23 protein-coding genes, 6 tRNA genes and 1 riboswitch are annotated in these 23250 nt (G+C 43.1%); of the genes, 9 read left to right on the top strand and 20 right to left on the bottom strand.

What is annotated here, in order from left to right; genetic code table 11:
- Positions 1-43: 43 nt before the first annotated feature.
- Positions 44-263, bottom strand: a riboswitch (cyclic di-AMP (ydaO/yuaA leader).
- A 365-nt stretch (positions 264-628) separates the two neighbouring features.
- On the top strand, positions 629-1111 hold the full coding sequence (locus PV403_RS00840) for a glutathione peroxidase (RefSeq protein WP_332083306.1): 483 nt from the start codon (positions 629-631) through the stop codon (positions 1109-1111).
- Positions 1112-1172: 61 nt separating this feature from the next.
- Here the strand turns inward: PV403_RS00840 and PV403_RS00835 are convergent.
- Positions 1173-1255, bottom strand: a tRNA-Leu gene (locus tag PV403_RS00835).
- Between the two features lie 342 nt (positions 1256-1597).
- Here PV403_RS00835 and PV403_RS00830 point away from each other — a divergent pair.
- Together PV403_RS00830 and PV403_RS00825 are read left to right on the top strand one after the other, a co-directional pair.
- Complete coding sequence (locus PV403_RS00830; protein WP_332083305.1) at positions 1598-2317, top strand: urease accessory protein UreF; 720 nt, start codon at positions 1598-1600, stop codon at positions 2315-2317.
- A 226-nt stretch (positions 2318-2543) separates the two neighbouring features.
- Positions 2544-3167 carry a hypothetical protein gene (locus tag PV403_RS00825; protein ID WP_213533504.1) on the top strand — a complete coding sequence of 208 codons (624 nt, stop codon included), beginning with the start codon at positions 2544-2546 and terminating at the stop codon, positions 3165-3167.
- Positions 3168-3251: 84 nt separating this feature from the next.
- On the opposite strand, the gene urtE is transcribed toward PV403_RS00825, so the two are convergent.
- Genes urtE through urtA form a run of 5 tightly spaced genes read right to left on the bottom strand, consistent with a single transcriptional unit; the run spans position 3252 to position 8023 of the window.
- Complete coding sequence (urtE, locus tag PV403_RS00820) at positions 3252-3947, bottom strand: urea ABC transporter ATP-binding subunit UrtE (RefSeq protein WP_332083304.1); 696 nt, start codon at positions 3945-3947, stop codon at positions 3252-3254.
- Positions 3925-4743: an urea ABC transporter ATP-binding protein UrtD gene (urtD, locus tag PV403_RS00815; protein WP_332083303.1), complete on the bottom strand. Its 819-nt coding sequence runs from the start codon at positions 4741-4743 to the stop codon at positions 3925-3927. The genes urtE and urtD overlap by 23 nt, the downstream gene beginning before the upstream one ends.
- Entirely contained in the window at positions 4697-5797 is a 1101-nt protein-coding gene (gene urtC / locus PV403_RS00810) for an urea ABC transporter permease subunit UrtC (RefSeq protein WP_332083302.1), read from the bottom strand. The genes urtD and urtC overlap by 47 nt, the downstream gene beginning before the upstream one ends.
- Before the next feature lie 13 nt (positions 5798-5810).
- Complete coding sequence (gene urtB, locus PV403_RS00805; protein WP_213533512.1) at positions 5811-6716, bottom strand: urea ABC transporter permease subunit UrtB; 906 nt, start codon at positions 6714-6716, stop codon at positions 5811-5813.
- Between the two features lie 44 nt (positions 6717-6760).
- Positions 6761-8023, bottom strand: coding sequence for an urea ABC transporter substrate-binding protein (gene urtA / locus PV403_RS00800; protein ID WP_442951725.1), 1263 nt, complete (start codon positions 8021-8023; stop codon positions 6761-6763).
- Positions 8024-8271: 248 nt separating this feature from the next.
- On the opposite strand from urtA, the gene PV403_RS00795 reads away from it, so the two are divergent.
- A complete protein-coding gene (locus tag PV403_RS00795) occupies positions 8272-8409 on the top strand; it encodes a hypothetical protein (protein WP_332083301.1) in 138 nt (45 codons plus the stop codon).
- An 88-nt stretch (positions 8410-8497) separates the two neighbouring features.
- Here the strand turns inward: PV403_RS00795 and PV403_RS00790 are convergent, their stop codons facing one another.
- On the bottom strand, positions 8498-8887 hold the full coding sequence (locus PV403_RS00790) for a helix-turn-helix domain-containing protein (protein ID WP_332083300.1): 390 nt from the start codon (positions 8885-8887) through the stop codon (positions 8498-8500).
- Between the two features lie 231 nt (positions 8888-9118).
- Between PV403_RS00790 and PV403_RS00785 the strand changes: the two genes are divergently transcribed.
- Complete coding sequence (locus PV403_RS00785; protein ID WP_332083299.1) at positions 9119-9961, top strand: DegV family protein; 843 nt, start codon at positions 9119-9121, stop codon at positions 9959-9961.
- Between the two features lie 236 nt (positions 9962-10197).
- Here the strand turns inward: PV403_RS00785 and PV403_RS00780 are convergent.
- The 3 genes from PV403_RS00780 to PV403_RS00770 form a co-directional block, all read right to left on the bottom strand.
- Positions 10198-10280, bottom strand: a tRNA-Leu gene (locus PV403_RS00780).
- 15 nt (positions 10281-10295) lie between these two features.
- A tRNA-Lys gene (locus tag PV403_RS00775) sits at positions 10296-10371 on the bottom strand.
- Positions 10372-10443: 72 nt separating this feature from the next.
- A tRNA-Glu gene (locus PV403_RS00770) sits at positions 10444-10515 on the bottom strand.
- 229 nt (positions 10516-10744) lie between these two features.
- Here PV403_RS00770 and PV403_RS00765 point away from each other — a divergent pair.
- Positions 10745-11527, top strand: a complete 783-nt coding sequence (locus PV403_RS00765; protein ID WP_213533519.1) for a DeoR/GlpR family DNA-binding transcription regulator — start codon at positions 10745-10747, stop codon at positions 11525-11527.
- Positions 11527-12399 carry a Cof-type HAD-IIB family hydrolase gene (locus tag PV403_RS00760; RefSeq protein WP_332083774.1) on the top strand — a complete coding sequence of 291 codons (873 nt, stop codon included), beginning with the start codon at positions 11527-11529 and terminating at the stop codon, positions 12397-12399. The genes PV403_RS00765 and PV403_RS00760 overlap by 1 nt, the downstream gene beginning before the upstream one ends.
- 262 nt (positions 12400-12661) lie before the next feature.
- Here PV403_RS00760 and PV403_RS00755 read toward each other — a convergent pair.
- From PV403_RS00755 to PV403_RS00735, 5 genes are all read right to left on the bottom strand, one after another.
- Positions 12662-12750: transfer RNA gene (locus PV403_RS00755), tRNA-Ser, on the bottom strand.
- 6 nt (positions 12751-12756) lie between these two features.
- A tRNA-Asn gene (locus PV403_RS00750) sits at positions 12757-12832 on the bottom strand.
- Positions 12833-12879: 47 nt separating this feature from the next.
- Positions 12880-13629 carry an ABC transporter permease gene (locus PV403_RS00745; RefSeq protein WP_213533521.1) on the bottom strand — a complete coding sequence of 250 codons (750 nt, stop codon included), beginning with the start codon at positions 13627-13629 and terminating at the stop codon, positions 12880-12882.
- Entirely contained in the window at positions 13617-14372 is a 756-nt protein-coding gene (locus PV403_RS00740; RefSeq protein WP_332083298.1) for an ABC transporter ATP-binding protein, read from the bottom strand. The genes PV403_RS00745 and PV403_RS00740 overlap by 13 nt, the downstream gene beginning before the upstream one ends.
- A gap of 27 nt (positions 14373-14399) precedes the next feature.
- Positions 14400-14870, bottom strand: coding sequence for a SprT family protein (locus PV403_RS00735; RefSeq protein ID WP_332083773.1), 471 nt, complete (start codon positions 14868-14870; stop codon positions 14400-14402).
- 114 nt (positions 14871-14984) lie between these two features.
- Between PV403_RS00735 and PV403_RS00730 the strand changes: the two genes are divergently transcribed.
- Together PV403_RS00730 and cmpA are read left to right on the top strand one after the other, a co-directional pair.
- Positions 14985-15353 carry a hydrolase/acyltransferase gene (locus PV403_RS00730; RefSeq protein WP_213533527.1) on the top strand — a complete coding sequence of 123 codons (369 nt, stop codon included), beginning with the start codon at positions 14985-14987 and terminating at the stop codon, positions 15351-15353.
- A 126-nt stretch (positions 15354-15479) separates the two neighbouring features.
- Positions 15480-15623 (top strand): cortex morphogenetic protein CmpA, encoded by a 144-nt coding sequence (cmpA, locus tag PV403_RS00725; RefSeq protein WP_191797197.1) that lies wholly within the window; start codon positions 15480-15482, stop codon positions 15621-15623.
- A gap of 66 nt (positions 15624-15689) precedes the next feature.
- Here cmpA and PV403_RS00720 read toward each other — a convergent pair whose 3' ends face one another.
- The 5 genes from PV403_RS00720 to alr all read right to left on the bottom strand — a co-directional run bounded on the left by PV403_RS00720 (position 15690) and on the right by alr (position 23155).
- Entirely contained in the window at positions 15690-17903 is a 2214-nt protein-coding gene (locus PV403_RS00720) for a Tex family protein (RefSeq protein WP_332083297.1), read from the bottom strand.
- Between the two features lie 788 nt (positions 17904-18691).
- Positions 18692-20881, bottom strand: a complete 2190-nt coding sequence (locus tag PV403_RS00715; RefSeq protein ID WP_332083296.1) for an alpha-galactosidase — start codon at positions 20879-20881, stop codon at positions 18692-18694.
- Positions 20882-21117: 236 nt separating this feature from the next.
- Positions 21118-21468 (bottom strand): type II toxin-antitoxin system PemK/MazF family toxin, encoded by a 351-nt coding sequence (locus PV403_RS00710; RefSeq protein WP_160032284.1) that lies wholly within the window; start codon positions 21466-21468, stop codon positions 21118-21120.
- 3 nt (positions 21469-21471) lie between these two features.
- Positions 21472-21753: a CopG family ribbon-helix-helix protein gene (locus tag PV403_RS00705; RefSeq protein WP_160032285.1), complete on the bottom strand. Its 282-nt coding sequence runs from the start codon at positions 21751-21753 to the stop codon at positions 21472-21474.
- A gap of 220 nt (positions 21754-21973) precedes the next feature.
- Positions 21974-23155 carry an alanine racemase gene (alr, locus tag PV403_RS00700; RefSeq protein WP_332083295.1) on the bottom strand — a complete coding sequence of 394 codons (1182 nt, stop codon included), beginning with the start codon at positions 23153-23155 and terminating at the stop codon, positions 21974-21976.
- Positions 23156-23250: the final 95 nt, after the last annotated feature.

The raw sequence follows: 23250 nt of genomic DNA, 5'->3' as shown, positions 1-23250 counted from the left end.
TTAGCGCCCCTGCGGTCGATAAACGATCACAAGATTCATCATTCCTCTCTCAAGTTATTAGCTTACGAGGTTAGCTGTCGGATTCGGACGATGAGAGTCGCCCTTCCTTACACATCGAATGGCACTGTCATTCGACGAATAAAGATTCACCCCAACAAAGTTCCTAGAACCAACTTTTACACCGATCCAAGCAGCCCTGCTATCATTGGTTCCCCCGTTTTTCGTTTGAATACATCAAGACGAAAATTCAGCAAGCATAGTAATGAGAATTTCTATTGTTTTATAAAATGTAACTCGTCTTTCTTTGTGCTCAAGATTTACGATATGAATCATACACCCGAAGCAGAACGGTGTAAAGGTATTCTAGAGCTCACTTCAGTCAATATTACGCCATATCCCCCTAAATTCACCCAAAAAACGAAACAATAAGGCTTCCATATCCTCTAATCTCTTTGTATCTCAGTATTACATATATTTTGTTTAAACCTTAAGAAGACAAGATATATACTTGCCTCACATTGTTCAACCCCCTTTATTAATTGTTTAAAATTTAATTGTAGAAAATATTGTAAACCCCTTATCTATTCTCTTATAATAAGAAGAAAAAGACGAGGCGGTGGGTCAATCTATGTCCATTTATGATTTCAATGTTAATACCCTGAAAGGGCAGGAACTTCATATGTCAGCTTATAAAGGTAAGGTTATGCTTATCGTTAATACCGCCAGCAAATGCGGATTATCACCGCAGTTCAAAGGATTACAAGAACTCTATGATAAATTTAATCAGCAGTCTTTTGAAGTACTCGGTTTTCCAAGTAATCAATTCGCGAGTCAAGAACCAGGGACAAGTGATGATATCGCTGAATTTTGCCAGATGAATTACGGTGTCAGTTTCCCTATGTTTGAGAAAGTAAATGTGAACGGAGAAGATGCTCATCCCCTCTTCAAATATCTAACGACCACGGCACCTGGTATTCTAGGATCGAAAGCGATCAAATGGAACTTCACTAAATTTCTTGTGGATCAAGAAGGACACATTGTAAAAAGATACAGTCCGCAGACGACCCCGGACAAAATTGAAGCTGATATCACAAAGCTCTTATCACGTTAAGGGATAAGAGCACAAAAAAAAGAGACCTTGAAGTTATAACTTCAGGTCTCTTTCTGTCTGATGCGGTCGAGAGGACTCGAACCTCCACGGGTATACACCCACTACCCCCTCAAGGTAGCGTGTCTGCCATTCCACCACGACCGCGTATCTTGTTCATCAGCAACGTTTTCGTGCCAACAAAATATATTATACACATAAACCTATATCATGTAAAGACAAAAACCAAAAAAAATTTAATTTCCTTTTTTTTACATGACAAAAACATAAAACAAGGAATCAAACACTCATTTTACGTTAAGTTGACGTTAATTTACATAACGTATAATTATAAATATAGAGATTTATGTTGACTTTACCAGTTTTTATATGTAAGAATAGGTATCAAATAGAACGGAAATTTCACAAACATAACATTGATATAACATAATAATCAATCTCCGCTTTTTATAAATTCCATCATCACCATAATTCAGGGAGGCGAACGGAATGAACCGAGGAAATAAGCTGCTCGATTATGTAAAATTGCTTGATTCCTCACTTCAGGTAGGAGGGTTTTCTCACTCTTTCGGACTTAAGTCAAAGATTGAGAGAGGAATGGTCTGTACTACGCAGGATCTGGATACGTTTATGCGTCACGAACTTTACCCTAATCTCATCAGAATCGAAGGTCTGGCCATCAAAGGAACATACAGCGCTGCTGCTAAGCAAGATTACCGGAGAATAGCACTTATCGATAAGACGCTTCATGTTCAACACTCTCCTGCAGAACAGCGGAATTCACCAAGAGCATCGGGAAAACGACTTATCAAGTTAGCCAAAGCATTGCATCCATGGATGGACTTTTCTCCACTTGAAACAGCCGCCGAACAGTACGGCACTGTCATCTCTTTGCCTGTCGTACATGCTTGGATTAATTACGAGATTGGCGTCCCCCTCTTAAACGCCGTATCTAGCTATCTCCACGCTGCCAAGAACGTGTGCTTCCTTCACGCAAGACAACTCCTTTCTTTGAAACCAAACGAACTTGAACAACTATATAGAACATTAGGAGAACATTTAGATCAGGAATGGAACAAAATAGATCTGTCTGACACCTCTGTATTTCACCCCTCCCGTTTCACCATCCAACCCTTTCTTCCTAACTTTCCTTTTCCTGAAGAAGGCACTAAGGCATCCAGAACTCCATCAAAACTCTCCTCGTATTAAACACCCTCTTCCTCCCCTTAAAACACGCCGATTATCCATTTCGGCGTGTTTTTCATCATCTATCGACGATATTGTCGGAAAAGAAAGACGTATGTAAGTTATTCATCATTGTTAGATGACGTAACAACGTATATAATATAACTATACTTTTATAGAAATACAAAGAAGACAAATCCTTCTTTATTCATTTTTTAAGAACGAAATATTTAATAGGGAGAGACGGCCATTGTCTGAAGCAAACCCGCTTACACTCGAAGATTCCTACGATCAATTTCGTTCTGCGACTGTAATAATTAATGAAGAAGGACTCATTTCTTCATACAATCAAACATGGCTCACCAAAATTTCTGAGCTTCTTCCCTATCCTGCAGAGAGCTATTTAAAGATGAATTATTACAGGGTCCTTAGTGAAATTCCAGGAACCTGCATACACAATATACAGCTCATTATTCTTCATCTGCAAAAAGTATTGGAACGACATACAACCGGTTATGCCTGCGAAATAAGTACCCTTACAGATCAAGGGTATACATGGTTTCAGTTAGAAGCTTCCCCATACAAAACTTCTCTTCAGCCCGATTTTGTCGGTCTCGTCATTTCGTATTATGACATCACTCCTTTTAAAACACTGGAAACCCATCTCAGCCACGCTTCCTCCCAGATCAAAACCCTTCGGGGTATGCTGCCCATTTGCGCTGTATGTAAACGAATTCGAGACGAAGAGGATGAATGGAATCCTGTCGAGAGTTTTGTAGAAAAAAATACACACGCCGAGTTTACACATGATATTTGTCCTGATTGTATAAGAAGAGTGTACCCCCAGTATTCTCATTTTCTAGACGAAGCCTAAATAAGCAGCTCTTCTTTGTTCGAATGATCAAAGAAGAGCTGCTTAGAGAAGCGCAGGATAGAGTACCTAATTAACGTTTATTCGTTAAACTGTCAGATAATGTTCGAAGCTGGCAAGCTCAAGTTCTTCCGGCTTCCCATGCATGGCAATAGCGCCTTTATCCATCACATAGATATAATCCGCCACACTTCGAACGAATTCTTCGCTTTGTTCCACAAGTAAAATTGCTGTATTCCCCTGATTCTTAATCTGAATGATAACATCACGGATGTCATCTACAATAGACGGCTGAATCCCTTCTGTCGGTTCATCAAGCAATAATAATCGCGGCCTTGTAGCAAGCGCCCTGGCGAAGGCAAGTTGCTGCTGTTGACCACCGCTCAGATCGCCGCCCTGTCTATTCATCATCGTCTTCAGCACAGGAAACATTTCGAGCACATCTGCTGGAATTACTTTCGTTCCCTTAGGAGCCGTTTCAAGTCCAAGCAACAGATTTTCTCTGACACTCATCTGCGGAAAGACATCTCTTCCCTGAGGGACATAGCCAATTCCAACCCGAGCACGTTTGGCCGAATCCCACTTTGTCACTTCTTTTCCATCCCAATGAATACTGCCTTTACGAACCTTTAATATACCCATTAGTGTTCGCAGCAGTGTTGATTTCCCTACCCCGTTGCGACCCATTAAACACACAACCTGGCCTGGTTTTATATCGAGGCGCACCTGACGAAGCACCACACTTTCCCCGTACCCGGATTCAACCCCCTTCAACAACAGCATCATTCTTCCTCCTTTTGCCCAAATACACTTCGGCAACTACTGGATTCTGCTGAACCTCTTCCATCGTCCCTTCGGTGAGCAGTGTTCCTTCATGCATTACAGTGACCTTCTGCGCATACTGTCTAACAAATTCCATATCATGTTCCACCACAACTACAGATCGCTCTTTTGCAATTTCTGTCAACAGCACCCCCGTCTTATTTGTCTCTTCATCTGTCATTCCTGCAACAGGTTCATCGAGTAACAACACCTCAGGGTTTTGAAGTAAAAGCATTCCAATCTCAAGCCACTGCTTTTCTCCATGGGACAAAGAGCCCGCCTTAAGATTCAAGCGATGTCCTAGACCAATCTGTTCTACTACTTCTTTCATTCCCTTCGACAGGCAACCCCCTCGCCGTTTACGCAGCGCGGAAAACACATTTTTGTTAGGATTCTGTGCGATCTCTAAATTCTCACGCACAGTCAACCCTCCAAATACAGAAGGCGCTTGAAACTTACGGCCAATACCGAGTCTTGCGACCTGATGTTCTCTCTTAGAAATAAGATCCGTACCATCCGGAAGAAGAACCTGGCCTGATACAGGTTTGGTTTTTCCGCAGATCACATCAAGCATGGTTGTTTTTCCCGCTCCATTTGGACCGATTAAGAAATGAAGTTCTCGCTGTTTTAAGGATAAATTCATATTACGTACTGCTACAAATCCAAAGAAAGAAACCGTGATATCTTGAACCGTGAGCACGATCTTTTCGTTAGGAAGTTGCTTGCTTATGCTTACGTTTACGGACGGACTGACCATCTAGCGCACCTCCTTTTCGGACCCACATGCCAGTTACACTGTGATATACACCAACAAGGCCTTTAGGCATGAATAATACGATAGCTACAAATAGACCACCCATAACGAAAAGCCATCCTTCTGGATACGCTTCGCTAATTCCTGTTTTTGCAGCGTTCAGCACTACAGCCCCGATCATAGCTCCAACCAGCGTTCCCCGGCCGCCAAGCGCAACCCATAACACCATTTCAATGGAGGGAACAATCCCCATCATCGAAGGAGAGATGATGCCAACCTGAAGAACAAACAGCATCCCCGCAAGTCCAGCAAGCGCACCGGACAAGGTAAACGCCATTGTTTTGTACCATGCAGGATCATATCCGAGAAATCGAACTCGATTCTCACCATCTCTGGCGGCTTCGAGCACTTGACCAAACCTGCTGCGCACCACTCTTTTGCAGAGCACATAAGACAAGACTAGAATCAGAAGCGTTACATAATAAAGGATAATGGTCGTTGATGGACGATGAAGCTCCATCCCAAAAATGTGATGGTATCCGGTTAACCCATTGGTTCCTCCTGTCCATTCCTGCTTCCCTACAAACAGCGTTACCATGATCATGACTAGCGCCTGCGTTAATATGGTGAAATATACACCGGTAATCCGGTTTCGAAAGGTGAACAATCCAAGCAAGAAAGCGAGTAATCCGGGCAATAAGATTCCAAGTAGAAACGCAGCAGGGAAAGATCGAAAAATCGCCCAAAACCAGGGAAGTTCCGTCACACTATTCCATACCATGAAATCAGGCAGTGCCGACCCGCTGGCTTGTAATTTTAGATACATCGCCATGGCATATGCGCCAAGCCCAAAAAATACTCCGTGTCCTAGACTTAGCACTCCTCCATACCCCCAGATCAGATCAAGGCCAATGGCAAGAATCGCTAAAGCAAGAAATTTCGCAAGTAAGCTTAACCGAAATTCCGTGGAGACGAGCGGCGCCAGACTCATCAGAATCAGCACTACTCCCCAGGCAATTCGCTGCCCCCGTGTTCCCAGTCTATTTATAAACGGCATCCTAAGTCCCCCTCTAGTCTAAACTCCGTGAACGTAGTGCCACGAGCCCTCTCGGTTTCCATTGAAGGAAAGCAACGATGCATGCAAATACAAGCACTTTACCGATGGATGCACCTGTGTACGTCTCGAATAAGGTATTGAAGACCCCTATTCCAAGGGCCCCCGTCACGGTACCGATCAATTTCCCTACACCGCCTAGAACAACAACCATGAATGCATCTACGATGTAATAGGTTCCAATCGATGGTCCGATGGGGCCAAGCAAAGTAAGTGCGCATCCTGCCACTCCCGCAATACCGGAACCAATAGCAAAGGTAAGTCCATCAACGCGCCGAGTAGAGATTCCAAGACAGCCTGCCATATTTCGATTCTGCATAACAGCACGCATCCGGCGTCCTGCTGCTGTTTTATAAATATAGATATACATGCTGAAGAGCACGACAGCGACCAGCAGAATAATGAACAAACGTGTGTAAGGAAGCGTGATCCCTTCCGTAACCGCCACTCCTCCTTTAAGCCAGGAAGGACTGGTCACCCCGACATTCGGGGCACCAAAAATCGTCCTTGCCAGTTGTTGCAGAATCATTCCTACTCCCCAGGTTGCAAGCAAACTATCCAAGGGTCTTCCGTATAAGTGGCGGATAAGAAGCACTTCAAGCATCCAGCCGACCCCCGCCGCAAGAAGGAATGCAGCAGGAAGCGCGACAAGATAGTACGTATTAAACCAAGAAGAGGGCATGTAGGAGACAAATAAATTTTGTGTTACATAAGTGGCATAAGCACCGACCATAATCATCTCGCCATGCGCCATATTGATAATGTTCATCAGTCCAAAGGTTACGGCGAGGCCGAGTGCAATCAGAAGCAGAATGGAACTTACACTCAAGCCATTAAAAGCTTGCAGCAAAAACATATCCATCGATTATGCCGCCTCCCTTCCAATCTATCTATAGTAGAAACAAGTTATTTAGCGCCAAGTGATTTTCCCCATTCATAGGTTTCCAGATACGGATCAGGCTTCACAGGCTCACCCGAGTTCCAGAGTTCTTTGAACTGTCCATTGGACTGAACTTCGCCTATACGTACCGTTTTGTATATATGCTGGTTCTCTCCATCAATGGTCACTTTGCCGCTTGGCGCATTAAACTCAATACCTTTAGCTGCTTCTTTCACTTTAGCCACATCAACAGATCCTGCTTTTTCAACTGCTGCTTTCCATAAATAAACGGCAGTATATCCGGCTTCAATAGGATCAGCAGTCACCCGGTCAGCTCCATATTTCGCTTTATAAGCAGCCGTAAATTTAGTGTTCTCCGGTGTGTCCGTTGTTTGGTAATAGTTCCAAGCTGCTAAATGACCTGCGAGTACATCCGCACCAATACCGCGAATCTCTTCTTCCGCTACACTGACAGACAAGGTCGTTAGATCCTCTGATGTGATCCCTGCGTCTTTTAGTTGTTTGAAGAAGGCAACGTTGCTATCTCCATTCAGCGTGTTATAAACAACATCTGGTTTTGCGGCTTTGATCTTGTTGATAATTGTGCTGTAATCCGTATGACCAAGGGGAGTATATTCTTCTCCGACCACTTCTCCCCCTTCTGCCTCAAGCTGTGCCTGAATGACTTTGTTCGCTGTTTTAGGGAAGACGTAATCCGAACCCAGCAGGAAGAATTTTTTGCCACGATTCTCAAGCAGCCAGCTTACAGATGGAACAATCTGTTGATTGGTTGTAGCTCCGGTATAGAAAATGTTCGGGGAGGATTCAAGTCCTTCGTATTGTACGGGATAGAATAACAGTCCATTATTTTGTTCAAAAACAGGCAGCATGGCTTTTCGACTTGCCGATGTCCAGCCGCCAAACACCGCAGCCACTTGATCTTGCTGCAGAAGTTTCCCAGCTTTTTCTGCAAAAGTTGGCCAATCCGAAGCACCATCTTCCATAACGGGTTCGATTTGTTTTCCGAGCACCCCGCCCGCCCTATTTATTTCTTCAATCGCCAGCATTTCCGAATCTTTAACCGATACTTCACTAATAGACATCGTTCCGCTGAGAGAATGCAGAATGCCCACTTTAATCGTGTCACCATCTGAAGCACTTACCGTACCACTGCCTTCCGCAGCAGACGATTGCCTAGCCGGACCTTCTCCTCCAGATACACAACCAGATAACATAATCACACCTGTTAACACCACAGGAAACCATTTACCGAACTTTCGCATCAACATGAACCCCATCCCCTTTAATCAGTTAGCCCAAACCGAACATTTATTTCCTGTTTTTCCATCAATGTTTGGTATCTCACATTATAGAGGGATGAAATCTTTAGTGTCAATATACCTTACATATTTTTATTCTATGCCTAGTTATATGGTGCATAACAACAAAAATAAAGAACTGAATTGACAATTTGTCTAATATTATGTGAGTATAATTTACATGAAAAACAGAATACACGGTGAAAGGTTGAGTTCACGTGCACTGGTCAGAAGAAGAAAAGGATACATCACTCGTCGTTTGCGAAAAAGAAGCTACATTCCCTAATGGAACGAAACCCGTTCCATTCCCAGACCTATTCGCTAAGCAAGTTAACTACGAAATCACTGCTGCTTAAAAAATATAAAAACAAATCAGACAGACCATGATCTATAAGATCATGGTCTGTTATGTGATAGCTATTTTAAATACCCTTATGTAATCCGTTATTTTCTGTTACCCTTCTCAGAAGATTTGCTGGCGTAAAGATCCACTTGTTTTCTTTTGCGATACTGTGTGAATGCGATATACTCTCTGATGAATGCCTGCTCTTCCGTAGTTAACCCCTCTACGTTTACATTCAAATCATGAGTATCCATATGATAGACAGCTTTCTGCTCCCTAATCTCTTCATTAAGCTTGCCAAGCATGATCCAATCCAAACTCACCCCAAAAAAAGCAGCAATCTCAATTAGTTTCGTTGTACTCGGAGTTGATTTCCCCCGTTTCCAATCCCCTAAATTACCTGTGCTTATTTTTAATTCCTCACAAAACGCTTTTTTGGTCATGCCTCTATCCATAATTAGATGCTCAATTCGTTCGTAAATCGAATGCATATAAGACCGCCTTCCATGAAGTCATACTAATCTGAAAGTCCAGCAATCTGTAGACTAGCAACTCATATAACCCAGGTTTTAATTCCATATTATAACACACAACATGAGCGTTCTCCGTCCGATATTTGTACTTACTGTGGGCGTTCTATATAGTTATATCTGTCACTGGTGATTACGATAAAAATACGTTATTCTTGATATGATGGCCTCTATTTATGAAGGAGTGAACAAATGAGTAAAATTAAAATTGTGACGGACTCTACACTGGATCTCGACCTTTCCGTCATTCAAAGATACGGTATTGAAGTGGTACCTCTTTCTTTTACCATTAAAGACGAAACCTATCTTGACCAAATAGATATTACACCTGAAGAATTCATTCAAAAAATGATCCAAAGCGATGAGCTGCCTAAGAGTTCTCAGCCGGCTGCCGGCGAATTTTTAGAAAGATATAACCGGTTTCATGAAGAAGGATACGAGATCATATCCATTCATATGACCGGAGGCATGAGCGGCACTGTACGTTCAGCGCAAATGGCTGCCGACATGTCAGATGCCAAAGTAACTGTCATCGATTCCGAATTTACATCCAAAGCACTCGCTTATCAAGTAATCGAAGCCGCTATAATGGCGGAGCAAGGCAAAACAACTGAAGAAATCATAAGTAAAGTAGAAGAGGTCAGGAAAAATACGAAACTGTTTGTCGCGGTAGATACACTTGATAACTTGGTAAAAGGCGGACGCATCGGTAAAGGAAAAGCACTGATCGGCTCTCTCCTGCATATCAAGCCTGTTGCTTCTCTTATTGATGGTAACTATACTCCCGTCGTAAATCTTAGAAGCCAAGCCCAGATCGCAAGATATCTGGCCAAGCAGTTTGCTGAAGATGTGAAAGGAAAAACAATTCACAAAGTGGGAATCGCACATGCCGAAAACCTTAAACTCGCTTCTCAGCTGAAAGATTTAATTCATGAGCTTACTGGTTATGAAGATGTAGAGATCAGTTATACCTCACCTATCATCAGTACACATACAGGTGTCGGTGCAATTGGGTTTATGTATTATTTTGAATAAACTTTATTCCATTGAATCAATTTCATAATACCTTTCGTCGCTTTAATCAGTTATGAAATTGATTCCATTATAATTTAATACTCTCCTTTCTAATCTCAAAAGGACTTTTCTTGGCCCGTATTCTCAATCGGTTCCGGAAACAGTCCTTTTACTATTTTTACGCCCAGATCACTCTTTCTGGGAAAAGAAAAAAAGAAGAGCCTTGTGCTAATGCACAAGGCTCTTCTTTGATATGATGCGGTCGAGAGGACTCGAACCTCCACGGGTATACACCCACTACCCCCTCAAGGTAGCGTGTCTGCCATTCCACCACGACCGCATATAAGATTATAACTGGTGAGCCATGAAGGGCTCGAACCTTCGACACCCTGATTAAAAGTCAGGTGCTCTACCAACTGAGCTAATGGCTCTTGATGAGAAGTTCCATGATGTTATATGCCATAACACGTATTGGTTTCTTCATAAATCATTAAGAGAAAAAGTGACCCGTAGGGGATTCGAACCCCTGTTACCTCCGTGAAAGGGAGGTGTCTTAACCCCTTGACCAACGGGCCTTAGTAACATTCTGTGCTCTTCAGCGACAAGATAGAGTATAACATAATATAAATAGCCATGACAACCCCTTTTTAAAATTTTTTTATCAGAAAAATAAAAACTTATGTTTCCTTATTAAAATGGCATAACAGCCTTTTATATTAAGGTGTTTTGTTTTAAATATTGCAATTTGACTTACGAAACATTAAAATTACTTATATTGATGCATATTGTTAGGAGGTTTCCAAATTGTATCAGGAAGAACGGATGAAACTTATTATGGATCACCTTGCTAACGCAGGACGAATTTCTATTGAAGAGATTTGTCATCAGTTCGATGTATCTAGAGATACAGCGAGACGTGATCTCATTAAGCTCGAAGAACAAGACCTTATTGTCCGTACTCGCGGAGGCGCGCTTCTCCCCTCCCCGATTCAGGAGTTCAAAAATTATAAAGACCGACTTGTCACTGTCTCAGACGAAAAGAAAAAGATCGGGAAACTTGCTGCCGCTCTGGTTCGCAAAGGTGACCGTATCATTCTTGACTCTTCTACCACGGTTCAAGCCTGTGCTGAATTTTTACATGCCGAACATTGCACCGTGATTACGAACTCCATCAACTCAGCTGATTTGCTGTCCGAAAAGGACTCGGTCCATATCCGACTTCTGGGTGGCATTCTGCATAAAGAACACCGCTATGTATACGGAGCTTCTGTAATCGAAGCCTTATCTAATTATTATGTTGAGAAATCATTTATTGGAGTCGGCGGAATTACTACGGACGGACTTAGTGCAGATGATGAGGAAGGAAAAGTAAAACGTAAGATGATGGAACAAGCCGAAATGGTCATCGTCCTTGCGGATCATTCCAAATTTGGCCGGAATTATTTCTACCGATTTGCAGACTGGTCCCTAGTTGATGTCATTATCACAGACCAACTTCCGAGCTCAACCATGATGGATTTCTTTGAACAACATCAGGTGGAAGTTTTGGTGCCGGATTCTAGTGAAGAACAGGAGGAATTATCATGATTAAACTTATTGCGATTGATTTAGATGGAACACTGCTGAATACCGAAAGTCAGATTAGTTCGGAGAATGCGGATGCGATCCGTTTTGCCCAAAATAATGGGGTCCATGTAGTTATCGCTACAGGAAGGGCCCATGCTGATGTAAGAGCCATCTGTAAAAAGGCTGGACTTGTTACACCCGTTATTGCGGCTAATGGAGCTACCACCCATGATGAAAATGAAAATAAAATCGAATCCATTCCTATGGATCGAAAAATCGCATTTAGCATACTTGAATGGCTGGAAGCGAATGAATTTTATTATGAAGTACTCACCGATCAAGCCATCTATTCTCCCAATCAGGGACATCAACTCATGTCTATCGAGATTGACCGGGCCCTTAGTGCGAACCCGGAAGAAAGTATGGATCGTTTACTAAGGCTCGCAGAGAAACAATATGAACAAACGGGAATCGTGCGTATTCCAAGTTACCGTAACATTCCGGAGAGTGCCGAAATTTACAATATCCTTTCTCTTTCATTTGACCCCGAGAAACTGGAGCAAGGCCGAGCTCAGTTCCGAAACGACGAGAATGTAGCCATGGTCATTTCTGCAGACCATAATTTTGAAGTAGAACATCCGGAAGCATCCAAAGGAAATGCGCTAAGTAAACTGGCATCCCGTCTTGGAGTATCTATGGAAGATACAATGGCGATCGGGGACAGCTTTAACGATGTGTCGATGTTATCCATGGCCCATCATTCTGTTGCTATGGGTAATGCAAATCCGAAGATCAAGGAACTTGCTAAAGAAGTTACCTTAAAAAATACAGAACATGGCGTCGCCTACGCCATTGAACGGAAATTAAAAAACCTACCGGTGAACAATCGGTAGATGTAACAAAAAGAGCGCATGGAATCCGAATTCCATGCGCTCTTATTTTATAATTCACGTTTTTTTATAATTCACGTCTATTTTATAAAGTTCTTTTCGTATCGCCTCATTCTAAAAAAACACGAAATTACCCATATTTGAATTCTAGAATATAGATCTTTAATTCTAGAATTCAAATATGTAACTCTCGAATACTAATATTCAATTTCAGAATGTAGACAACAAAAAAAAGCCCTCACGGGCTTTTCTATTGTTCTTCGAACGGAGAGAGAGGGATTCGAACCCTCGCACCGCTTACGCAGTCTAACCCCTTAGCAGAGGGTCCCCTTATAGCCACTTGGGTATCTCTCCAAAGAATGGCTCCCCGAACAGGGCTCGAACCTGTGACAACTCGATTAACAGTCGAGTGCTCTACCAACTGAGCTATCAGGGAACATTAACTATATATAATTTATCAAAACTTTAAAGAAGAGTCAAGCTTCAAATTTCCTTGACTCTTAAATCCGCTGTAAACCACGATTTATAGCTCAGCAGCGACAACGTAATCGCCGTAATTGCCGCAGAACTTGTAAAAGCAAACACAATAAGTATTTGATACTTTACCGCTTCTACTGGGTCTGCACCAGCTATAATCATCCCGGTCATCATACCGGGAAGCTGAACAATCCCTACCGTCTTCATACTATCTATGGTAGGAATCATACTTGATTTTACCGCTTTTTTCAATTGAGATTGTAATGCCTGCTTGGCTGTTGCCCCCAGCGCGAGCAAAGTTTCAATCTCTGGTCTTGACGAATGCACTTCTTCCTTCATTCGGTTTAAGAATAACCCAGCTACCACCATCGCATTCCCGATGGTCATCCCGCTGATGGGAATAATGTAACGCGGAGACACTTCAACAATCCCTAGACCAAGTACGAGTGCCATCATCAGCAGCTCCGTGAGTGCAATCGATACAAAGATCCGCCAGACAATCCCTGTGATCCCCTTCGCTCGTTTCGATGCATTATAAGAAGCCACGAGGATCATAATCAAAATAATGAGTAGCAGGAGCAAAGGATTTTTAGTGTTAAAAATATACTGCAAAACATATCCGACAAGCAAAAGCTGTATAGCAGAGCGAATGGTTCCGATGGCAATTTCTTTTTCTAGACCAACCTTTTGCCATACAGAAGCAAGCATTGTAATCATGACAAAGATCAGAGTGAAACTAAGTGCTACAATTGACATTTATGTGTTCCTTCCTTCCCCGCTGCATTCAAAAACCGGACAACCTCATCATCTGCCGGATATTCAAAAAATTCAGTAGAACCTTGGTCATGAAGTAATGTTCCTTGGGCCATAAACCATATCCGGTTTGAAACCTGCCTAGCTTGCTCCAGATCGTGAGTAACCCAGATCATCGCAGTTTGGTGAGTGTCCGCCCAATCATGAAGAAGTTCTTCTACTCTTTTCTTACTTCCTTGATCCAGCGAAGCCGTAATCTCATCAAGAAGGAGAACCTCAGGTTGCATCAGTAAAGATCGCACAAGCGAAATACGCTGTTTCTCCCCACCAGACAAACTTTTTGCATCTTGAGTAAGATCCAGGGTAAACAGACCCACCTTCTCTAGCAAAAGATGAGCCAGTTCCTCATCATATGTTTTCTGATGCAGTGAGCTATAAAGCCGGAGGTTATCATCTACTGTTCCTTCAATCATCACAGCCTGCTGCGCTACATAACCTATGTGTGTCCTCCACTCTCTCGGGTCAACTTGTTCATATGAAACGCCGCTGTACTCCAAGACACCATCGTCATGCTTGTCTAGTCTCGATAGAATGCGGAGCAAAGTGCTCTTTCCTTGACCAGATACACCAATCAGTGCAATTCGATCATTTGGGTAAACGTTTGTTGTCACCTGCTCAAATAACCAAGGTCGATCTAGACCTGCGTACTTTTTCCTCATATTTTCTACACGTAAAATAGGTTGCAATGAAATACTCTCCTTCATCTATGAAACTTAGGGAGCGGCTATCTCCGACATGACAAGCGGACCGCTGCATCTGCCGCACCGATACTTTCTAACATCTACCTTCCGCTTACGCTGATACGTTTGCCCGCACTTCTGGCAGACGAGTTTATATTTATAGGGCAGGGTTCTCCGGCCTTTTCCGTCCGGCAAGGACTGACAAAAACGACTTCCCCCTACTTTTGCTAAAAGCTGTTTAAATTCAGGGTCGCGATGACGATAGCCCCTCCCTCGTATATGTAGATGATAATGGCATAGTTCATGCTTGATAATCTTCTCGACTTCTTCTTTGCCGTAAGCCTTAAGCTGATGAGGATTAATCTCGATCTGGTGGCTGCGGAGCATGTATCTGCCTCCCGTCGTGGTTAGCCTGCTGTTAAACGATGCTTCATGCTGAAATGGAACGCCAAAACTTTCAAGTGAGATGCGCTCAATCCATGTCTGCAGTTCTTCGTTCGTCATGGAATTCATATATGCTCAGCTCTCTTTCTTTCGTTGTTTCTACTTGATTGTAAGTATACCTTGGGATACACTGTCAAGGAACCATTGACCGAACTAAAGGGGAGAAATGCACGTATGTCGAAAATGCGATACGTTATTCTGCAACACGCCGATCAGTTAGAATTTGTGGAAATGCCTTCCGATTATGCTTATCAGCTCAGCGCACTGAATCTTCGGCTGAATAAAGAAATCGATAAGCTTACCGCCGATATTGTTCCTACCCTTCCTAGAGCCATCGCTGAATGTGATCAGCTGGACTTGCTGGAAGAACGCTATGTGATTACACAAGGTCTTGCCTATATTAACGATCTAGAGAAATCCTTTGCAGCTGTAAAAGAAGAACACTATCCACTGATCGCCCTGCTAACCGAGATTCGTGCCCTTCAGGCACAGCTCGAACAATGGTATGAAGAAGAAGAACTTACTCTACATCATCCACTATAAAAAAACACACAAATAACCGTTCTACATCCCTTGTAGAACGGTTATTTTCATGTGAACTGGCACAATTCGGGCTCTCTCCCCATATGCTAACGTACAGAAATGAACCTATGGAGGAGGGACTTCCCTATGCCCCAATGGCTTAGTAACCAACTCATGCGTGCTTTCCATAAGAAAGATCGAAGGCAGATTCGGCTGCTGAACGAATGCTGGTTCTTCTATCGTAATCGCCCAGGCGCTCATCATGGGATGGCTAATGAGCCTGATCTATAAACAGCTGCCAGCCGGTGAATCAGAAAGTGTATTCTCATCATCGGCTTTTGCTGTCCTTACGAATGATTACTGATTGTTTTGATTTGGGTCCTTCATCGTGAGAGCGACGCGGCCCTTTTTCAAATCTACACTAAGCACCCATACCGTTACATTATCTCCTACGGATACCACATCCATTGGATGCTTTACAAAACCGTTGCTAAGCTGCGAGATATGAACGAGTCCATCACTTTTCACGCCAATATCTACAAAAGCACCGAAGTCAATTACATTACGAACGGTACCTTGCAGTTCCATTCCCGGTTCCAGATCTTCAATCTTCAGTACATCGGTCCGGAAAATAGGAAGCGGCAACTCTTCACGCGGGTCACGACCCGGACGCTGTAAGTTCTCAAGAATATCGCGCAGTGTCGGCAGACCGACTTCTACTCTGTCAGCAAGTTCTTGTGCGCTTTGTTCTTCCAAGATCCGTGTCAGTTCTTCGGTTCCCAGTTTATCCAGGTCCACTTTGAGTTCTGCAAAGACCCGGTCAACTACAGAATAAGATTCCGGGTGAATCGCTGTTTTATCCAGCGGGTTATCACCTTCTGAAATACGCATAAACCCAGCACATTGTTCAAACGTCTTCGCGCCTAGACGCGGTACTTTTTGCAGTTCTTTACGAGAAGAAAATCTACCGTTCTCTTCACGGTATTTCACAATGTTTTTAGCAATCGTGGAGTTTATTCCCGCTACATAAGACAACAGCGAAGGAGAAGCTGTATTCACATCAACGCCAACATGGTTAACGGCAGATTCTACAACGGCTTTCAGACTTTCCTCCAGATGTTTTTGAGATACATCATGTTGGTATTGACCTACACCAATGGCTTTTGGATCAATCTTCACAAGTTCAGCCAGTGGATCTTGAACCCGGCGGGCAATGGAAGCAGCACTGCGCTCTGCTACGTCCAGATCAGGGAATTCTTCCTGTGCAATTTTGGAAGCAGAGTATACACTCGCTCCTGCCTCATTCACGATCAAATAAGCAAGATTTGGATCTCCGATCTCCTGCATGACTTCCGCTACAAATTGCTCGGTTTCACGAGAAGCTGTCCCGTTTCCAATAACAATCAATTCGATATCATATTTGCTGATCAGCTCTTTAAACTTAGCTAATGCTTCCTGCTTCTTATTATTCGGCGGTGTCGGATACGTTACAGCTACCTCAAGCAGTTTTCCTGTTTCGTCTACAACCGCAAGTTTACAGCCAGTTCGGTAAGCAGGATCGACGCCAAGTACACGTTTATTCGGAATCGGCGGTTGCAAAAGCAAGCTGCGCAGATTACCAGAGAAGATAGAGATGGCCTGTGCTTCGCCTTTTTCCGTAAGCTCTGTACGAACTTCTCTTTCAATAGAAGGAGCGATTAGACGCTTATAAGCATCCATAATTACATTTTCAAGGATGTCACTGACAACCGATGATGGTTTTAGTATCTGACGGCCAATATAGTTATGAACCGGTTCTGCATTAACATCGAGTCCCACTTTCAGTATGCCTTCACGTTCTCCACGGTTAATCGCAAGAATTCGATGCGGCGGCATTTTTTTAGCGAGTTCACGGTAGTCATAGTAATTCTCATATACGGATTCCACATCGATATCCTTCGCTTCTGAAGTCAGCATACCGTGATCCAGTGTATATCTTCTTACCCACGAACGAATGGATGCATCATCAGCGATATTCTCAGCTAAAATATCCTTCGCTCCTTGCAGTGCCGTATCTGCACTATCTACTCCAAGCTCTTCGTTCACATAACGAGCGGCTTCTTCCATTACATTTCCTTGTTTCGGCTGATTCCAGATCCACTCGGACAATGGCTCAAGCCCTTTTTCTTTCGCTACACTCGCACGGGTTTTACGTTTTTGACGATAAGGACGGTACAAATCTTCTACTTCTTGAAGTTTGACTGCTTGTTTGATTGATTTAGCTAGTTCCTCCGTCAGTTTGCCCTGCTCTTCAATAATGCGAATGACTTCCACTTTGCGATCTTCCAGATTACGAAGGTAGACCGTTCTTTCTTCAATCAGACGCAGCTCATTCTCGTCCAGCTCACCTGTCATTTCTTTACGGTACCTTGCGATAAAAGGAATGGTATTCCCTTCGTTTAACAAGGATACAGTTGTTCTTACCTGCTTTAATGAGAGCGAAAGTTCTTTAGCGACTTGATTAACAATACGCTCTTCCTGTTCTTTCTTCAGTTTCTCATCGTTTACTTCAACTGCGGATAGCTCTGACAAAAAAATCCCTCTTTCTTCTATGGATTACCCGCTCATTATTCCGCTGCATGATGAACGCATCTCGCATATTTAGCCGCTACGTACACAAATGAATTCCATGACCGCTGTTGTAATTGGAGTTTTTTTAATCATATTAATCTGTGGTATAACTCCAATCACAAAGGCGGACGCTTCGCTTCTTAGAACTCATTTGTTACTCCGCTGCTTTCTGCCTTTATGCAAAGTGCACTCTGCAGTGACAAACTGCGCTAACGAAAATAGCCGCTACGTACACAAATGATTCCATGACCGCTGTTGTGATTGGAGTTTTTAATCCTATTAACTCAGTGGTACAACTCCAATCACAAAGGCGGACGCTTCGCTTCTCGAAATTCATTTGTTACTCCGCTACTGCTAGCTCTGTAGCACTGCATTTATAACATCACGCAAAAGAATAAGAGACGTCCAATTTTCTTTTTTTAATAAAAAACATTTTTAAATAAAAAGCACATATTTTTTAGGTTAGTTCGAAGTTGCTGGTATAATACCTGCACTTCGATTTCTATTTATTTTTGAATACGCCCCGGAAAAGTATATCGTACACGAAATCTGTCTGTCCCATCCAGCATTTCTCGGGTCCCTATATAATATCACCGCTTAGGCGGGATGTATCTTATTATCACAGAACTTCGGCTTAATTTCCACTTTTGAAGCGCCAATTTACTGTATTTACGGCAAAAAAAGACTGCAGCAGCAGTACCCTAAGGCAGCTTTTGCAGTCTTTCTTGTAAAACAATGACAAAAACGAACTATACGCGTCTGAAACGGTACATCTCGCTATGATAATCTCCCACTTTATTTCCTACGGAAATACCGGCATACATCAGGGCATCCCCGCTGTATACACCTTCTCCATCTACTGCTGCATAGTCACGTTCAGGATCAAGTCCTTTCAGCTTCAGACGCTGCAGCGGAGCATTCGGTTCGGACAGTACACGGAAGTAGAATACGACCACATCTTCACCATCGGGTGAGACAAACATCCATGCCGCTTCGTTTCCTTCAAATGGGTTCAATAGGCGATAGAATACTCCGAATTGTACGGTCTTACGAATCTCTTTGTATAAGGCAACCTGTTCCTGCACTGTTTTCTTATCGTTCTCATCAAATAACGTCAGATCCAGTTCGTATCCAAAATTACCGGACATCGCCACATGACCACGGGTCTCAAGAGAGGTATTCCGGCCAACCTGATGGTTTGGAACTGCTGAAATATGAGAACCCATGGAGCTAATCGGATAAACAAGACTTGTACCATATTGAATCTTCATACGTGATACAGCATCGGTATTATCGCTTGTCCATGTTTGCGGCATGTAGTACAGCATTCCTGGGTCAAATCTGCCTCCGCCACCAGAACAGCTTTCAAACAAAATGTGCGGGAACTTCGAAGTAATTCGCTCCATCACATCATACAAACCGAGCATATAGCGGTGAGCTGTTTCTTTCTGTCTTTCTGGCGGCAATAAAGCGGAACCGACTTCCGTCATGTTTCGATTCATATCCCATTTTACGTACGTGATCGGAGCACTTGCCAAAATATCCGATACCATACGAACGATTTCGTCTTGTACATCTTTACGGGACATATCAAGAACGAGCTGCTGTCTACCTTCTGTACGGCGACGATTTGGAATATGCAAGCACCAATCCGGATGATTACGGTAAAGCTCACTATCTGGTGATACCATCTCCGGTTCAAACCACAGGCCAAACTGCATACCGGACTCCGTTACACGCTGAACCAGATTATCCAACCCTTCAGGCAGTTTATTTTTATCAACAAACCAATCCCCTAATGAAGAGTTGTCACTATCCCGATGTCCAAACCAGCCATCATCAAGCACGAACAATTCAATACCAAGTTCTTTCCCTGCGCGAGCAATGTTCTCAATTTTGTCTGCGGTAAAGTTAAAATAAGTTGCTTCCCAGTTATTAACGAGAATCGGACGTTCCTGATCGCGGTACTGTCCTCTTGCCAGACGCTCCCGGTATAATTTGTGATACGTTTGAGACATTTTGCCAAGGCCTTTGTCAGAGTAAACCATAACTACTTCCGGTGTCTGGAAAGCCTCGCCTGGCTCAAGAATCCAGCCAAATTCAAATGGATTAATACCAAGGGACAAACGTGTCGTTTGGAACTGGTCCACTTCTGCTTGTGCTATAAAATTACCACTGTATACAAGACTGAATCCATAGACTTCACCTGTATCTTCTGTTGCATTCGGACTTAAGAGCGCTGCAAACGGATTTTGCTGATGACTGCTGGAACCTCTGCGACTTTCTACACTTTGATTGCCAAAGGTAAGCGGTTTGCGGACAATATTCCGTTCTCTAATCCAAGCTCCTGAAAGCTGCAGCCACTCGTAGTTCGCATGAGGGAAATCAATACTTGCACTTAAAGCACGTACAATTTCGTTTGTAGCATCCCCTATATTGATAATTCGTGCGGAGCGTGTGATCGCATCATACTCATGAAATGCGGTATAAGTCAGCTCTAATTGGATTCCTGCTACGGAATCTTCAAGTTCCACAATGAGGGTATCCGCTTCGGTATCCTGCTCCGTATACGTCGCTGGCAGTCCCGATAATGCAGGTTTACCGCTTACAATTCGGTGATCTTTGTACAAAAATTCAGTTACCGTCGAACCGTTCGGCTGACGAAGCTGAAAAGCCGGAGAGCGGAAATCGCTCGTGCCATATACCGGATACTCCTGAGGCAAGGTATCAAAAGAGATCGTCCGGTCTTCCGGGACCGGATTCGGGCTGAACGAACAACGCTCCTCACGAACATGAATCCATGCGAAATCGTTATCGCGTAATCTTTTACCATAATATATTTGAGTCAAATGACCTGTAGGCAATGCCTGAAATACATAACTAGCACTCTTGGTTTGCAGGTGGAAAATACGTTTATCTTCGTTATAAAAAATCGCCATGTTGTGATCCACTCCCATGTCTTTTTAATAGCGCTTTCAAAAATCAAATGTAAAAATAGTTAACCCTCTTCACAGTATAGAATTGGTTGATTTTAAATGCAATGTACTATCTTCGTCTTCTGATTGCATCTTCATCTAAAATAAATACAAAAACGTTAAAAGATACACAGATGAGATATCTGAACATAGCAAAAAGAGCGAACAGTACTGCAATACTGTTCGCTCCTTATGCTCACCTAAAAATCAATTAAACCTAGGCTGATCTGTAACGATTCATTAACAAGCTTCATCGTCTCGTCATCCAGATGCGTAATCTTATCTGTAAGACGCTGCTTATCAATGGTCCGTATCTGCTCCAGAAGAACAACAGAATCCCGGTCAAAACCATGCGCTTCGGCATCAATTTCTACGTGGGTCGGCAATTTTGCCTTCTGAATCTGTGCCGTAATGGCAGCTACGATGCAGGTTGGGCTAAAACGATTGCCGATATCATTCTGGATCACAAGCACCGGTCTGACTCCCCCTTGCTCGGAACCAACAACGGGTGAAAGATCCGCAAAAAATACGTCGCCGCGTTTTACGATCAATGTTTACACCCCGCTCACTAAGCGGCCCAGAGTGCTGTCTGCATCATCCTCCGCGTGAAAGGCTTCGGAAGCCATGGTCAAATTAATTTTGGCCATTTCCATGTAGCCGCGCTGCATGGTTTCTCTGATGTAACGCTTCTTGCGCTCCATCAAATACAGCTTCATAGCCTGCCTAATAAATTCACTGCGGTTCGAATTTTCCATTGCTACGATCCCATCAACTTCCTGCAAAAGATGATCTGGCAAACTGATCATAATCCGTTTGGTGTTCTGTACATTGGTCAAGTCTCTTCCACCCCCACACAAAACCTACGCCACTGTATACCAGTATAACGTTATTTCAGGAAATTTATACAAGAGGATATATATGCCCCGCGTATATCAAGTATGCATTACTCATTATAAACGGAATGAACGAATACGTACATCATCCATTTTTATAAATATCTACACAATTCGCGGGTTTTAGACGATATCCTCTTTCTTCACAGAAATTTCACGAAACTTAGGATAACAGGGCGTTAACGTGAGCGATGACTTTTCCATCCCGGATATAAATACGCGGGACACGATTTGCAATCATGCACAGAACTTCGTAGTTAATCGTATCAATCTTCGATGCCAGCTCGTCGGCAGTAATGATACTGCCCATTTGCTGACCGATGAGAACAACCTCTTCACCAGCTTTAATATCTTCTTTATCCGTTAACGTTTGCAAAGACACCATACACTGATCCATACAAATGGTACCAACGACCGGGACGCGGTGGCCGCGTATTAGAACGTCTGTTTTACCGGTTAGCATCCGGGAATAGCCATCTGCATAACCGATTGGAAGGGTTCCAATCCTTTCTTCATTTGAAGAATAATACTTGGTTCCGTAACTAATGCCCCAATGTTCTGGAACATTTTTTACATAAACAATCTTTGTCTTTAGTGAAAGCACTGGGAGTAATTGCACGCTCTGCTTATCCACTTCATCCGATGGATATAGACCGTACAGGCTAATTCCTACCCGCACCATATTCAGCGAAAGAGACGGAGTATCAATAGCAGCAGCGCTGTTACCCGTATGTATGATCGGGATCTTGTAACCTGAATCCCGCAGCGCGCTAATCACATCCATGAACCGTTGATATTGCATCAGTGTATAGTCTTTATTTTCTTCATCCGCTTTGGCAAAATGGGTATATGCCCCTTCGAGTTCTACATAGGAAAGACATGACAGGCGGCTTGCTGCCTGCTTTGCGTCTTCTGCTGTAATTACTCCAAGACGCCCCATCCCGCTGTCAATCTTAAGATGCACTTTCAGCTTGCGTATGTCTTCGGAAGGATCAAGGTTTTCGATACTTGTGATCACTTCCTCACTAAATACCGTTACCGTAATATAGTGTTGATATGCAATCTCGATCCCTTCCGGTGGTGTATATCCCAGTATAAGTATCGGTGTTTTTATCCCTGCATTACGCAGTTCTAGGGCTTCGTCAAGAAAAGCAACGTTGAGATAGTCTACTCCTATCCTTTCGAGTTCTTTCGACGTCTCTACAGCACCATGACCGTAAGCATTCGCCTTAACACAAGCACTGAATAACACATCTTTTGGCAAATTCTCACGAAATACATTTACATTATGTCTTAAATGATCCAAGTTAATTTCAGCTTGGGTCGGGCGATACTGTCCTTCCACCCTAAGTCACCTTCCCTGATTTTAATTCCTACCTAACAATAAACTAATGGTATGCGAGAGAAACACGACTGTCAAATCCCTATAACTAAGGGATT

Source organism: Paenibacillus sp. GYB006, assembly GCF_036577645.1.
GTDB lineage: Bacteria > Bacillota > Bacilli > Paenibacillales > Paenibacillaceae > Paenibacillus.
The sequence above is the reverse complement of the archived record's forward strand: the minus strand, read 5'-3'. Positions and strand labels throughout refer to the sequence as shown.

Excerpts from the sequence above, each read along its gene's own strand:
- PV403_RS00730 (WP_213533527.1), top strand. The coding sequence starts at position 14,985 with ATGTCGAAAATGCGATACGTTATTCTGCAACACGCCGATCAGTTAGAA.
- PV403_RS00745 (WP_213533521.1), bottom strand. The coding sequence starts at position 13,629 with ATGTCAATTGTAGCACTTAGTTTCACTCTGATCTTTGTCATGATTACA.
- PV403_RS00735 (WP_332083773.1), bottom strand. The coding sequence starts at position 14,870 with ATGACGAACGAAGAACTGCAGACATGGATTGAGCGCATCTCACTTGAA.
- PV403_RS00830 (WP_332083305.1), top strand. The coding sequence starts at position 1,598 with ATGAACCGAGGAAATAAGCTGCTCGATTATGTAAAATTGCTTGATTCC.
- PV403_RS00785 (WP_332083299.1), top strand. The coding sequence starts at position 9,119 with ATGAGTAAAATTAAAATTGTGACGGACTCTACACTGGATCTCGACCTT.
- cmpA (WP_191797197.1), top strand. The coding sequence starts at position 15,480 with ATGCCCCAATGGCTTAGTAACCAACTCATGCGTGCTTTCCATAAGAAA.
- urtD (WP_332083303.1), bottom strand. The coding sequence starts at position 4,743 with ATGGTCAGTCCGTCCGTAAACGTAAGCATAAGCAAGCAACTTCCTAAC.
- urtE (WP_332083304.1), bottom strand. The coding sequence starts at position 3,947 with ATGCTGTTGTTGAAGGGGGTTGAATCCGGGTACGGGGAAAGTGTGGTG.
- PV403_RS00790 (WP_332083300.1), bottom strand. The coding sequence starts at position 8,887 with ATGCATTCGATTTACGAACGAATTGAGCATCTAATTATGGATAGAGGC.
- urtB (WP_213533512.1), bottom strand. The coding sequence starts at position 6,716 with ATGGATATGTTTTTGCTGCAAGCTTTTAATGGCTTGAGTGTAAGTTCC.
- PV403_RS00715 (WP_332083296.1), bottom strand. The coding sequence starts at position 20,881 with ATGGCGATTTTTTATAACGAAGATAAACGTATTTTCCACCTGCAAACC.
- urtC (WP_332083302.1), bottom strand. The coding sequence starts at position 5,797 with ATGCCGTTTATAAATAGACTGGGAACACGGGGGCAGCGAATTGCCTGG.
- urtA (WP_442951725.1), bottom strand. The coding sequence starts at position 8,023 with ATGTTGATGCGAAAGTTCGGTAAATGGTTTCCTGTGGTGTTAACAGGT.
- PV403_RS00840 (WP_332083306.1), top strand. The coding sequence starts at position 629 with ATGTCCATTTATGATTTCAATGTTAATACCCTGAAAGGGCAGGAACTT.